At 63.1% G+C, this 12,756-nt stretch carries 14 protein-coding genes; 7 read left to right on the forward strand and 7 right to left on the reverse strand.

Features of this window, described 5'->3' with window-relative positions; all coding sequences use genetic code 11:
* Positions 1 to 59: 59 nt before the first annotated feature.
* The 3 genes from atpG to ACP7B7_RS14700 all read left to right on the forward strand — a co-directional run bounded on the left by atpG (position 60) and on the right by ACP7B7_RS14700 (position 2,848).
* On the forward strand, positions 60 to 935 hold the full coding sequence (atpG, locus tag ACP7B7_RS14690; protein WP_308923256.1) for a F0F1 ATP synthase subunit gamma: 876 nt from the start codon (positions 60 to 62) through the stop codon (positions 933 to 935).
* Positions 936 to 965: 30 nt separating this feature from the next.
* Positions 966 to 2,366: a F0F1 ATP synthase subunit beta gene (gene atpD, locus ACP7B7_RS14695; RefSeq protein ID WP_065307861.1), complete on the forward strand. Its 1,401-nt coding sequence runs from the start codon at positions 966 to 968 to the stop codon at positions 2,364 to 2,366.
* 62 nt (positions 2,367 to 2,428) lie between these two features.
* The gene (locus tag ACP7B7_RS14700; RefSeq protein ID WP_065307860.1) at positions 2,429 to 2,848 is read left to right on the forward strand and encodes a F0F1 ATP synthase subunit epsilon; all 420 of its coding nucleotides are present in this window, start codon (positions 2,429 to 2,431) and stop codon (positions 2,846 to 2,848) included.
* A 175-nt stretch (positions 2,849 to 3,023) separates the two neighbouring features.
* Here the strand turns inward: ACP7B7_RS14700 and ACP7B7_RS14705 are convergent, their stop codons facing one another.
* The 6 genes from ACP7B7_RS14705 to ACP7B7_RS14730 are packed head-to-tail and all read right to left on the reverse strand — an operon-like array spanning position 3,024 to position 7,116.
* Positions 3,024 to 3,578 (reverse strand): hypothetical protein, encoded by a 555-nt coding sequence (locus tag ACP7B7_RS14705; protein ID WP_308923257.1) that lies wholly within the window; start codon positions 3,576 to 3,578, stop codon positions 3,024 to 3,026.
* A 50-nt stretch (positions 3,579 to 3,628) separates the two neighbouring features.
* Entirely contained in the window at positions 3,629 to 4,009 is a 381-nt protein-coding gene (speD, locus tag ACP7B7_RS14710) for an adenosylmethionine decarboxylase (RefSeq protein ID WP_308923258.1), read from the reverse strand.
* Complete coding sequence (locus tag ACP7B7_RS14715; RefSeq protein WP_170840580.1) at positions 4,006 to 4,179, reverse strand: hypothetical protein; 174 nt, start codon at positions 4,177 to 4,179, stop codon at positions 4,006 to 4,008. The genes speD and ACP7B7_RS14715 overlap by 4 nt, the downstream gene beginning before the upstream one ends.
* Entirely contained in the window at positions 4,176 to 5,639 is a 1,464-nt protein-coding gene (locus ACP7B7_RS14720; protein ID WP_308923259.1) for a DUF4178 domain-containing protein, read from the reverse strand. Before ACP7B7_RS14720 ends, ACP7B7_RS14715 begins: the two co-directional genes overlap by 4 nt.
* A gap of 10 nt (positions 5,640 to 5,649) precedes the next feature.
* Positions 5,650 to 6,699, reverse strand: coding sequence for an SPFH domain-containing protein (locus ACP7B7_RS14725; RefSeq protein ID WP_426077118.1), 1,050 nt, complete (start codon positions 6,697 to 6,699; stop codon positions 5,650 to 5,652).
* 30 nt (positions 6,700 to 6,729) lie between these two features.
* Positions 6,730 to 7,116: a DUF350 domain-containing protein gene (locus ACP7B7_RS14730; protein ID WP_308923261.1), complete on the reverse strand. Its 387-nt coding sequence runs from the start codon at positions 7,114 to 7,116 to the stop codon at positions 6,730 to 6,732.
* A 58-nt stretch (positions 7,117 to 7,174) separates the two neighbouring features.
* On the opposite strand from ACP7B7_RS14730, the gene ACP7B7_RS14735 reads away from it, so the two are divergent.
* From ACP7B7_RS14735 to ACP7B7_RS14745, 3 genes are read left to right on the forward strand one after another with little or no spacing between them, the layout of a single operon-like run.
* On the forward strand, positions 7,175 to 8,686 hold the full coding sequence (locus ACP7B7_RS14735) for a polyamine aminopropyltransferase (protein ID WP_308923262.1): 1,512 nt from the start codon (positions 7,175 to 7,177) through the stop codon (positions 8,684 to 8,686).
* Complete coding sequence (locus ACP7B7_RS14740; RefSeq protein ID WP_426077119.1) at positions 8,686 to 10,305, forward strand: FAD-dependent oxidoreductase; 1,620 nt, start codon at positions 8,686 to 8,688, stop codon at positions 10,303 to 10,305. Before ACP7B7_RS14735 ends, ACP7B7_RS14740 begins: the two co-directional genes overlap by 1 nt.
* A gap of 54 nt (positions 10,306 to 10,359) precedes the next feature.
* Positions 10,360 to 10,890, forward strand: coding sequence for a cysteine hydrolase family protein (locus ACP7B7_RS14745; protein ID WP_308923264.1), 531 nt, complete (start codon positions 10,360 to 10,362; stop codon positions 10,888 to 10,890).
* Positions 10,891 to 10,912: 22 nt separating this feature from the next.
* Here ACP7B7_RS14745 and ACP7B7_RS14750 read toward each other — a convergent pair whose 3' ends face one another.
* Positions 10,913 to 11,848: an AraC family transcriptional regulator gene (locus ACP7B7_RS14750; RefSeq protein ID WP_426077120.1), complete on the reverse strand. Its 936-nt coding sequence runs from the start codon at positions 11,846 to 11,848 to the stop codon at positions 10,913 to 10,915.
* Positions 11,849 to 11,945: 97 nt separating this feature from the next.
* On the opposite strand from ACP7B7_RS14750, the gene ACP7B7_RS14755 reads away from it, so the two are divergent.
* Positions 11,946 to 12,698, forward strand: coding sequence for an SDR family oxidoreductase (locus ACP7B7_RS14755; RefSeq protein ID WP_308923266.1), 753 nt, complete (start codon positions 11,946 to 11,948; stop codon positions 12,696 to 12,698).
* Positions 12,699 to 12,756 lie beyond the last annotated feature (58 nt).

A 12,756-nucleotide genomic window follows, 5' to 3' on the forward strand; every position in this document is an offset into this window, starting at 1 on the left:
GCCAGGCGGCGCCCACCTCGAGTGAGGCGCCGCCCTACGCGCAGAAGGAGTAAGGACTCATGGCATCAAGCAAAGAGATACGTGGCAAGATCAAAAGCGTAGAGAATACGAAGAAGATCACCAAGGCGATGGAAATGGTCGCCGCGTCCAAAATGCGCAAGGCGCAAGACCGGATGCGGGCCGCTCGTCCCTACAGTGACAAGATTCGTAATATCGCCGCCAATCTGGCGAATGCCAATCCGGAATACACGCACCCGTTCCTGGCGGCAGCGCAAGGCACGGAAGCCAAGGCAGTGGGTTTCATCGTCGTCACGACCGACAAGGGTCTGTGCGGCGGCATGAACACCAATATCTTGCGCCAGGTGACGAGCAAGTCGCGCGAGCTGGAAACAGCCGGCAACAAGATTGAAGCAGTCGCTATCGGTAACAAGGGGTTGGGTTTTTTGAATCGCATCGGCGTCAAGATCGTCGCCTCTGCCATTCAGACTGGTGATACGCCACATCTGGATAAATTGATCGGACCTGTCAAGGTCATGCTCGAAGAGTTCCAGGCTGGCAAGCTCGACGCAGTGTACCTGTGCTACACCAAATTCATCAACACGATGAAGCAGGAACCAGTGGTCGAACAGCTGCTGCCATTGACGGCCGACAAAATGGTCGCCGACAAGAGCGCACACTCGTGGGATTACATCTACGAGCCGGATGCACAAAGCATCATCGACGAATTGCTGGAGCGCTATGTAGAAGCGCTGGTGTACCAGGCAGTCGCGGAGAATCTGGCGTCCGAGCAATCGGCACGGATGGTCGCGATGAAAGCTGCAAGCGACAACGCAGGTAGTGTGATCGGCGAACTGAAGCTCGTCTACAACAAGACCCGCCAAGCTGCGATTACCAAAGAACTCTCCGAAATCGTCGCCGGTGCGGCAGCGGTTTAAACGAATTTAACTATATTTGAAGGAACGAACATGGCTGATGGCAAAATCGTTCAGTGTATCGGCGCTGTGGTGGACGTTGAGTTTCCCCGCAACGCGATGCCTAAGGTATTTGATGCCTTGAAGATGGCGGGCTCGGAACTGACCCTGGAAGTACAACAGCAGTTGGGCGACGGCATTGTCCGTACCATTGCACTCGGCTCGTCCGATGGCCTGCGTCGCGGCATGATGATCCAGAACACCGGCAAACCTATCATGGTGCCAGTCGGTAAAGCAACCCTGGGCCGCATCATGGACGTGCTGGGTAACCCGATCGACGAATGCGGTCCGGTATCGCACGAACAGATCGCCTCGATCCACCGCACCGCTCCTGCGTACGACGAACTGTCGCCATCGCAAGAACTGCTGGAAACCGGCATCAAGGTGATCGACCTGGTGTGCCCGTTTGCAAAAGGCGGTAAAGTCGGCCTGTTCGGCGGCGCCGGCGTGGGCAAGACCGTGAACATGATGGAACTGATCAACAACATCGCCAAGGCACACAGCGGCGTGTCCGTGTTTGCCGGCGTTGGTGAGCGTACTCGCGAGGGTAACGACTTCTACCACGAGATGGCTGATGCGAAAGTGGTCGATCTGGAAAATCCGGAAAACTCCAAAGTCGCAATGGTCTACGGTCAGATGAATGAACCACCAGGCAACCGTCTGCGCGTGGCGCTGACCGGCCTGACGATCGCTGAATCGTTCCGTGATGAAGGCAAGGACGTGTTGTTCTTCGTCGACAACATCTACCGCTTCACGCTGGCCGGTACCGAAGTATCGGCACTGCTGGGCCGTATGCCGTCGGCCGTGGGTTACCAACCGACCCTGGCTGAAGAAATGGGCCGTCTGCAAGAGCGTATCACGTCGACCAAGACCGGCTCGATCACCTCGATCCAGGCCGTCTACGTTCCTGCCGATGATTACACCGATCCGTCGCCAGCAACCACCTTTGCTCACCTGGATTCGACCGTTGCCCTGTCGCGTGACATCGCCTCGCTGGGTATCTACCCGGCCGTCGATCCACTGGACTCGACCTCGCGTCAGCTGGATCCGCTGATCGTTGGTCAAGAGCACTACGACACCGCGCGTGCCGTGCAAACGACTCTGCAGCGCTACAAGGAACTGCGTGACATTATCGCGATTCTGGGCATGGACGAGCTGGCACCGGAAGACAAACTGCTGGTGGCCCGCGCACGCAAGATGCAGCGTTTCCTGTCGCAGCCTTTCCACGTCGCTGAAGTGTTTACCGGTTCGCCAGGTAAATACGTTTCGCTGAAAGACACGATCAAGGGCTTCAAGATGATCGCGTCGGGCGAACTCGATCACCTGCCGGAACAAGCGTTCTACATGGTCGGCACGATCGACGAAGCAATCGAAAAAGCCAAGAAACTTAACTAAGTTAAGTCTGGGCCTAACCCCGCCCCTCACGAGGCGGGGTTCTTCAACCCGATAGGACACACATGGCACACACAATTCACGTTGACGTGGTTTCCGCTGAAGAATTGATTTTTTCAGGTGAAGCAGAATTCGTCGCGTTGCCGGGTGAACAAGGCGAGCTGGGCATCTACCCACGCCACACGCCCTTGATTACCCGCATCCGTCCGGGCGCGGTCCGCATCAAGGTAGTCGGCCAGGCTGAAGAAGAGTTCGTCTTCGTCGCCGGCGGCTTGCTGGAAGTGCAGCCTGACACCGTGACCGTCCTGGCCGATACCGCGATCCGCGGTCACGACCTCGACGAAGCGAAAGCGCTGGAAGCGAAGAAGCTGGCGGAAGAAAACATCCACAACAAGGATTCGGGCATCGACTACGCGCAAGCGCAAGCCGAGCTGGCCAGCGCGATTGCGCAACTGGCCGCGATCCAGAAGCTGCGCAAGCATTAATTGCCGCGCATGCAAAAAAAGCAGCCTTCGGGCTGCTTTTTTTTTGCTGGCGGAGGTGGTGGTGTCGGGTTACGCGCTGCGCGCTAACCCGACCTACGATATCCGCCGGCACGCCGGGTAGGCCGGATTAGGCCGAAGGCCGTAATCCGACAACATGGTTGACGCGGCTGGTAACTTAACTGCACATGCCATACGCCTTGCGCTCATCAAAATAGCGATAGGTAAACGTGCGCACCGGATAGCGCTTGCCGGCCACCAGCATGTCCGGCATGTTCAAGTCAAACCGCTGCGGCAGCTGGCGCGGCAGCTGCAGGCGCAAGCGCCATTGGGTGGCCTTGCTGTTGCCCACCGCCGAGAACATGATGGGCAGCTGCTCGATCACGTCGACGATTTCCGCCTTCTGGTCCAGGCCGCGCTGGTAGATGGTGGTCACCCTGGCATTTGCAAACGGCGGCTTTTTCGGTTCTTCCAGCAAGAACGACAGCCGCGTAAAACTGGCCTGCGTGCCGACCGGCAAAGTAAAAATCAGCGCCAGTTCCGTGCCGCCATCCTTGAGCGTGGTGGGGGGCGTGGCATACACGGTGATACCGCGCGGCAGCTCGAAGCGCGAGCCTTCGGTCCACGTCTTGCAATCGGGCGTGGTGGCCTGGTACAGGCTGGGCGCCGTATAGTCGTCGCACGCGGACAGCAGCAGCAGGAGTGGCAGGGCAAGCAGGGCGGAACGGCGCATGGGCGTGATCGGTAAGAAGTGAGCCGACAGTGTAAGCGATCGCCAGGCAATCAGCCAGCGATGGCCTGGCCGGGCGGGGCGCGGCGCGCCGTGTGCAGCGCGCAGTGCCGTGCCGCCAGTGCGGTGCTGATGATATCGAGCGCGACCTGCGGCCGGGCCGCGCCGCACATGAAGATATCGACGGCGGCAAAGCCGGCTTCGGGCCAGGTGTGGATCGAGATATGCGACTCGGCCAGCAGCAGCACGCCGGTCACGCCCGCCTCCGCGCCGAAGCTGTGGAAGTGGCCGTGCAATACCTGCGCACCGGCTTCGATGGCGGCCTGGCGCAACAGGTTTTCCAGCGCCGCGCAGTCGCGCAAGGGTGCCGCATCGACGCCGGACAGGTCGGCCAGCAGATGGGTACCGAGCGGCAGGTGCGCGCTGGCCGTCACTTGTGGCTGCCGCCGCTGGAGCCGCCGCCATAACTGCCGCCACCGCTGCCGGTGCGCGAACTCCAGCTGCTGCCGCCGCTGCCACTGCCGGCCACCTTGAACATGCGCACCCAGTTGGCGGCCGTGACGGAAAAGGTCACCATCAGCGCGTAGATCACGTATTTGCTCATTGCGGGGTCTTTGTATTCTTGTCGAGGAAAAGGGCGGGCACGAACAGCGCCAGGCAACCCAGCACACTCCACATCAGGGTGCTGGAAAACGAGACGAACATCGGGATCGCATTCAACACCAGGGTGATGATGATAAAGACCTTGGCCACGCCGCGATGACTCATCTTGATGTTCGAGGACGGCGCAATACCGTGAAAAGCGGCGCCGAACCAGGCGCTCATCTGATCGTAGGCGACTGGTACCGAGCGTGACCAGGTCATCTCTTCGCCGGTCAGTTCCGCCGCCAGTTTGGTCTGCCCCTGTTCGAATTCATAGACATGGGTAGTGTCGCCGACGGCCACCTTCCAGTTGAAGGCGCCGGCCGCATACGTCACTTGCGAGCCATAGTCATACAGCTTGGTGTAGGTGGCGCCGTCGAGCGTGCATTTGTCCGCATCGAGGGAGGCCCAGGTGGGCCAGTTCGGCAGCACGCTGGCACGCGACCAGCCTTCGTCGGTTTCCACCAGCCAGAAAAAGCCCGCGTGCGCGTTGTACAGCAGGTATTCGTTCCACTCCGTGCCCTCGTCGTCGGCGCGGCGCATCATGCCGATCACGGTAAAGTCGACATTGTTGATCTTGGCGCTGGCGCCCAGTTCCAGGGTGATGTCCGCCTCCTCTTCCACTTGCTGGCCCTTGGCCAGCACCTGCGCCTCGGGGCCGGTGGCGTCGAGCTGCGCATGGCAGGCCGGGCAGACCAGCTGCGCGGCGGCGCCCGGCACATATTTGATGCCGCTGCCGCAGGAAGGGCAGTCGAGCGCATCGAGCTTGCCGCGGTATTTGCCGGCGGTGCGCGCGATCGCATCGGTGTCGCGCAGCAGCTGGCACTGCATGCCCTCCAGGGTGACGGCCACGCCCTGGTACAGCACCGGCTGCGGACCATCGGTATAGTCGAGCGTGGCGAAGCTGGCGTAGTTGCGCAGGTCGGCCACCTGGATGCGCCAGCCGCTGCCGACCTTGAACGGCAGTTCGCCCTGGCCGGCGATGCACTCGCCGCTGCGCACTTCGGCCGCCGTGTACGGTTCGTTATTGATGGTGTACTGCTGGCCCGGGCGCAGTTCGGCAAAGGCGGGCAGCGCGCCTGCCGCCTTGCGCTCGCGCGTCATGGTGTACAGGCCGGACGAGTCGCCCAGCCACGCCGTGCTGGCGTCGTCGAACAGCAGATACCATTCGTTCCAGGTGCCGGCCGCATAGCGCTGCTGGATGCGTCCGACCACCGTGAAATGGACGCCTTCGTGCACGCCGGCCGTGCCGATTTGAATCGCCGAATAGTCCTCCAGCACGGCCGACATCTTGCCGATATCGCGCACCGAGTCGGCGTCCTTGAGGATGGTGCCGTGGCAGTAATCGCACACGGCCAGCACGGAAGCGTGCGAGCGGAAATGGACTTCCGCGCCGCAGCTGGGACAGGAAACAGTTTGCATGCGGTCGCGCTTAACCGATCAGTTTTTTCAGCAGTTCCGCTTTCGCGCCGTCGTAGTCGGCCGGCGAAATCAGACCCTTGTCGAGCAGGCCCTTGAGTTTTTCCAGCCGCGCTTCGATCGGTTCTTCGGCGGGTGCCGGTGGGACAGCCGCCGGTGCAGGTGCCTGTGGCTGCAACGCGCTTCCTGTCCCCTGCGCCATGCCCTGCGCCATCACCTGGCCGATCGACAATCCGGCGCCCAGGCCCGCGCCGATGCCGGCCAGGCCGCCTTCGTTCTGCGCCGCCAGCGGAATCGCGTTCGCCACCTGGAACTTGGTAAAGCCGCTCATCTTGTCGGCGCCCAGGCCGCCCTTCATGCCGGCCGAGATGCGCTCGTCCAGCGCCGCCTGCAGTTCCTCGGGCAGGCTGATGCTGGCCACGTTGAACTCGTCGAGGCCCACGCCATAGCGGGCAAACGCCTGCGCCAGGCCGTCCTTGACCTGCTGCGCCATCAGCGCCTGGTTGGCCGCCATGTCGAGGAAGGGCACGTTGGCGCCGCCCAGCGAGCTGGCCATGCTGGCCATCAGGATGCCGCGCAACTGGTCTTCCACTTCGTCGCGCGTGTAGACGTCGCGCGTGCCACTGATTTCCGTAAAAAAGGTGCGGGCGTCGGCGATGCGGTACGAGTACATGCCAAAGGCGCGCACGCGTATCATGTCGAAGTCCTTGTCGCGGATCGTGATCGGCTGCGGCGTGCCCCATTTGCGGCCCGTCTGCACGCGGGTGCTGAAGTAATACACGTCGGACTTGAAGGGCGAGTCGAACAGCTTGTCCCAATTCTTCAGGTTGGTCAGCAGCGGCAGGGTTTGCGTGGTCAGCTTGTGCGTGCCGGGGCCGAACACGTCGGCGATCTTGCCTTCGTTGACGAAGACGGCCACCTGCGACTCGCGCACGTTCAAAATGGAGCCGTTCTGGATCTCGAAATCCTGCATCGGAAAGCGCCAGGCCAGCACGCCTTCCTTCTCTTCGTTCCATTGCAGTACATCGATAAACTGCTTCTTGATAAAGCTGCCGAGGCTCATGATGGTGTCCTTGCGAAGATGATGACGGGGTCAGGAAATGCAGGCGGCGTTGATGGCGCCGATCGCCAGCGCGATGGCGCCCAGCAGGCCGCCAAAGGCGCTGTTGTTCGATTCGATCTGGTCTTTCGACATGCGCAGCAGCCGCGTGGTGACCAGGTAGGCCAGCAGCTGCACCACCATCGCGCCAAACGCCCAGGCGAAGAACTGCTGGTAATTCGCCGTGTGCATCAGCGACGAGGCGATGGTGGCCGAAAAGCCGAGGATGGCGCCGCCCAGCGACAGCGCCGCCGCCTGGTTCCCCTGGCGTATCAAGAGCACCTCTTCATACGGCGTCACGCGCGTGTAGATGACAAAAAAGACAATCAGCAGCACGGCGGCCAGTAAAAGGTGGATCAGATAGTTTAGGATGTCGGGCACGGCATTCCTCGATTGAGCATTTGATAACGTCCAAGCATATTAGAACAAAACCAGCCCAATGAACAAAAAGATTCTGATTTTATCCGTGTTCGTGGTCGCTTCCTGCGGCCTCGCGTATGAGCTGATCGCCGGTGCCATGTCCAGTTATCTGCTGGGCGACTCCATCCTGCAGTTTTCCACGATTATCGGCTGCTACCTGTTCGCCATGGGGGTAGGCGCTCACTTTTCAAAGTACGTGAAGGACGACGACGTGCTGTCGCGCTTTGTCGATATCGAGCTGGCCGTCGGCCTGATCGGCGGGCTGTCGGCGGCGATTCTGTTCATGACGTTTTCGTGGATGGCCGCGCCGTTTCGCACCTTATTGTATGTGATGGTCTTCCTGATCGGCGCACTGGTGGGCATGGAGGTGCCGCTGGTGATGCGCGCGCTGAACACGCGCCAGACCGAATTTTCCGAACTGGTCAGCCGCGTGCTGACCTTCGACTATCTGGGCGCGCTGGCCGTCTCGCTGCTGTTCCCGCTGGTGCTGTCGCCCTATCTGGGGCTGGTGCGCACGGGCTTTTTGTTCGGCATGCTCAATGTGGCCGTCGGCCTGTGGAGCATCTGGGTGTTCCGCGCCGAACTGCACAATATGACCGGGCAATTCCTGCGCGCCTGCGCCGTGATGCTGCTCTTGGTGACCGGCTTTGCCATGTCGGACCGCATGGTGGAGTGGGGCGAGCATGGCCTGTTCGGCGACCAGATCGTCTACTCCACCACCACGCCTTATCAGCGCCTGGTGATCACGCGCTGGAAGGACGACACGCGGCTGTACATCAACGGCAACCTGCAGTTCTCCTCGCGCGACGAATACCGCTACCATGAAGCGCTGGTGCATCCGGTCATGGAAGCGCTGCCATGGGCGCGCCGCGTGCTGGTGCTCGGTGGCGGCGACGGCCTGGCGCTGCGCGAGATCCTGCGCTATCCGCATATCGAACACGTCACCGTGGTCGACCTGGACCCGGCCATGACGGGCGCGTTCACCACGCGGCCGGAGCTGGCCGAGCTCAATAAAAAATCGTTCTCGGACCAGCGCGTCACCGTCGTCAATGCCGACGCCGCCGTCTGGCTGCGCAACAACCAGGACATGTTCGACGCGGCCATCGTCGACTTCCCCGATCCGTCCAGCTTCGCGCTGGGCAAGCTGTATTCGGTGCCGTTCTACGACCTGGTGAAAAAGCATCTGGCGGCCAAGGGCCTGATGGTGGTGCAGTCGACGTCGCCGTTCTTTGCGCCGCACGCCTACTGGACCATCGACGCCACCCTGCGCGAAGTGGGCATGCGCACCTGGCCGTATCACGCCTATGTGCCGTCGTTCGGCGAGTGGGGTTTTATCCTCGCTTCGCCCCAGCTCGACTACCGGCCGCCCACCAGTTACCGCCTGCCGATGCGCTACCTGAATGCCGACACCACGCGCGAAATGTTCATCTTCCCGCCCGATATGCGGAAGCTGCCGATGGCGCCAAACCGCCTGAATACCCAATCGCTGGTGCACGAGTTCGAGCAGGACTGGAACCGGGTGATACGCTGATGCGGCGCCGCTCTTTTTTGCTGTGGACGGCCGGTGGCACGGCGGCGGTGGCGGCGGGCGCCGGCAGCATTGCGGCGTATTTGCGCTGGCAGGAGATCACACCCAGGGTGCTGTATCCGGGCCGCGCCGAGGGGCACTTCCTTCGCGACCGCAAGGCGCTGCCGCCACCGTCGCGCACCCTCAGCACCGATGTGGCCATCTTCGGTTCTGGCATCGCCGGCCTGACGGCTGCTTGGCGCCTGAAAAAACTCGGTCACAGGGACTTCCTGATGGTCGATGGCCCACAACCGTATGGCAATGCGGCCGGCGGCCATTTCGGCGAGCTGGCCTATCCCACCGGCGGCCACTATCTGCCGCTGCCGTCGCCGGAATCCACGCACGTGCGCGAGATCCTGTTCGACCTGGGCATTATCCAGCGCGATCCGATGGCGGAAAAGCCGTATTACGACGAGCGTTATATCCTGCACGCGCCGGAGGAACGGCTGCTGTTCAACGGCCACTGGCAGGACGGCTTTATTCCCGTCGAAGGCGTGCCGGCCGAGGAACTGGCCCAGCACCAGCGTTTCTTTGCGCAGGTGGCGCAGCTGCGCCAGGCGCGCGGCAACGATGGCAAGCGCGTGTTCGTGTTCCCCACCATAGCATCGTCGCAGGACCCGGCCTGGCAGGCGCTCGATACCATCACCCTCAAAACCTGGATGGAGCAGCACGGCTATACCTCGCCCACCCTGCACTGGTACCTGAATTACTGCTGCCGCGACGACTACGGCACGCGCTACGACCAGGTCTCGGCCTGGGCCGGCCTGCATTACTATTGCAGCCGCTGGGGCCAGGCGGCCAATGCGGGTAACGGCGCCTGGCTGACCTGGCCGGGCGGCATGCAGCCGGTCGCCACGGCGCTGGAGCAGGCCTCTGGCGTCAAACGCCATGCGGGCACGGTGGTGTCCTTGTCCACCACGGCCGATGGGGTCGAAGCGCTGTGCATGGAACTGGTCGACGGCCAGCCGCGCACGTATCTGGTCAAGGCCCGCAAGGCCATTTGCGCCATGCCGCTGTATGTGGCCGCGCGCGTGGTACCGGAGATGGCCAGCTATGGCTTTGACGCCAAGCGCGATACGCCGGCGTATGCGCCGTGGATGGTGGCGAATTTTCTGCTGAAACGCTTCCCCGACGAACTGCCGCATGCGCCGCTATGCTGGGACAACGTGGTGTACCAGGAGCCTGGCCTCGGCTACGTCGTCTCGACCCACCAGGACATTCGCGTGCGCCCGCCCGAGCAAACCGTCTTCAGTGCCTATGTCGCGCTGTCGGACCGCACGCCGCAGGACGCCCGCAAGTGGCTCGACACGGCTACACCGGAAGAACTGCTGGCGCTGGCCAGCGTCGATCTGAAAACCGCCTATGGCCGCGACTTTGCCCGCTGCGTCGAGCGCGTCGACATCACCGTGCGCGGCCACGCCATGGCCGCCCCCTTGCCCGGCTTTCGCAGCAATGCGGGCCTGAAAGCGCTGCGTGAACACGACGGCGCGATTTTGTTCGCGCATGCCGATTTGTCGGGCTTTTCCGTGTTCGAGGAAGCGGCGTGGTGGGGCGACAGGGCGGCGCGGCTGGCGGCAGCTTGACCCGCTTTTGATTATTGAAAAAACTGGCTGTGCAGCCTAATCCAAGGAGTAACCATGAGCAGTGCATTGATTGTGATCGATTTCCAGAACGCCGTCTTGAGCGAGCCGCCCGCCTGGCAGGCCGATACTGTGCTGGAACGTATCGCCGGCCTGATCGCCAGGGCGCGCGCCGCCGGCGTGCCGGTGATCTATGTGCAGCACGATACGGCCGACTCAAGCTGGGAAGCCGGCACGCACGGCTGGCAATTTCCGGCCTTGATCGCGCCGCAGCCGCAAGACCATGTCAGCGCAAAAAACTCCTGCGATGCGTTTCGCCAGACGGGGCTGCGGCAGCACCTGGCGCAGGCCGGCATCACGACGATTTATGTGTGCGGCTATGCGACCGAATTTTGCATCGACACCAGCGTGCGCCGCGCCGCCAGCCTGGAACTGGCAACGGTGGTGATCAGCGATGCGCATACCACGCGCGACCGCCCGCACCTGGCCGCACCGGCCATCGTCGAACACCATAACTGGGTGTGGCGCCAGCTGCTCAATCCGGGCAATCCCGTCACCTTGCTCACGGCCGACGCCGTGCCATTTTGAGAACAGACGCGGCCGCTCCCTGCTAACTTGACGCTTCCACCTGCTCGCGCGCATAGCGTGCCGGCGGCATGCCGACATGGCGGGCAAAGGCGACGCTGAAGGCGCTGGCCGAGCCGTAGCCGACCCGTCCGGCCACTGCGGCGATGCCGCCCTCCCTGCGCCGCAGCAGATCCTTGGCGCACGCCATGCGCCAGGCCAGCAGATATTCCATCGGCGCGACGCCGACCGCGCGGCTGAAGCGCTCGAAGAAGGCCGAGCGCGACAGGGCCGATTGCTGCGCCAGTTCGGCCACCGTCCAGGCGCGCGCCATGTCGTCATGCATGCAGCGCAGCGCGGCGGCAAGCCTGTCGTCGGCCAGGCCGCGCAGCAGGCCCGGCGCCGCCAGGTTTTCCGCACCGTTGTCTGCATCCTTTTCCGCCGTCGAACGCAGCGCCTCGATCAGCAGCACTTCCAGCAGATGCGCCAGGATCACTTCGCGCCCGGGCCGCCGTGCGCGCGATTCTTCCGTGACCAGCTGCACCAGGGTGGCCAGCCGGTGCTCGCCGCGCACATGGATCAGCTGCGGCAGCAGCGACACCAGCAAGGCCGCGTCGGGCGAACCGAAAGCGCAGTGGCCGACCAGCAGCAGCACCTGCGATGGCCCATCCTGATCGCCAAGCCGGAACTGACCCTCTGGCAGTTCGACAGGCACGCTGTCGGCCGCCTGCGGCGCTGCCGGCGCCAGGCTCGACATGGTGTAGCCCTGGGCGGCGGGGATCAGCACGAAGTCGCCTTGCCGCAGTTCCAGCGGCGCCTGTCCGTCCAGCGTCAGGCGGCAGCCGCCATCGAGGATCACGCAGTAGAACGGCTGGCCCGACTCCGCGCGGCGGATGCGCCAGCTGCCCGCGCCGCCAACGACTTTCGAGTACCTGGCCTGCGGCTGGAGCAGGGTGACGACTTCGGCAAGCGGATCGACCATTGTGGACTATTGCGAATGAAAGATGGACTATTGATTATAGCAAGTCCGGCGCAGGCATTCTATAGTCAGGGCACCGCCAACCACACCAGGAGTTTTCATGAAAACCGTTCTGATCACCGGATGCTCGTCCGGCTTCGGCCTTGCCACTGCCCGCCATTTCCTCGAACGGGGCTGGCACGTGGTCGCCACGATGCGCACGCCCGATCCGGATCTGCTGCCGCGATCCGCGCAGCTGCGCGTGCTGGCACTTGACGTTACCGATGCCGCCAGTATCGCCCGGGCCATCGGGGATGCGGGGCCGGTCGACGTGCTGGTCAATAATGCCGGCATCGGCGTGCTGGGCGCGCTCGAAGGCACGGCGATGGCCACCGCGCGCCAGGTGTTCGAGACCAATACGCTGGGCACCATCGCGCTGACGCAGGCCGTGCTGCCCCAGTTCCGGCAGCGCAGGGCCGGCGTGATCGTCAACGTCACGTCCAGCGTGACACTGGCGCCGCTGCCGCTGCTGTCGGTGTACACGGCAAGCAAGGCGGCCGTCAACGCCTTTACCGAGTCGCTGGCGCTGGAACTGGCGCAATTCAATGTGCGGGTCAGGCTGGTGCTGCCGGGCCGGGCACCGGCAACGCGTTTCGGCGAAAACGCCCGCGAGCGCATGCAGGGCAGCATCCCCGACGCCTACGCGGCGCTGGCGCAGGACGTCTTTGCGCAATGGAGCCAGTCGTCCGAGGTGACGCTGGCGGCGGACGTGGCCGAGGCGGTCTGGCGCGCCGCCACCGATGCCGAAGGCCCGCTGCGCATTGCCGCCGGCGCCGACGCGGTGGCGCTGGCCGCCGTGTTGGCCGCGCCATAAAAAAAGCCGGCGCATGCGCCGGCTTGAACCCCCTAAGGCTCGAACTTGTACGTCCTTG

Origin of the sequence: Janthinobacterium sp. PSPC3-1 (assembly GCF_049896105.1) — a bacterium.
GTDB lineage: Bacteria > Pseudomonadota > Gammaproteobacteria > Burkholderiales > Burkholderiaceae_D > Janthinobacterium.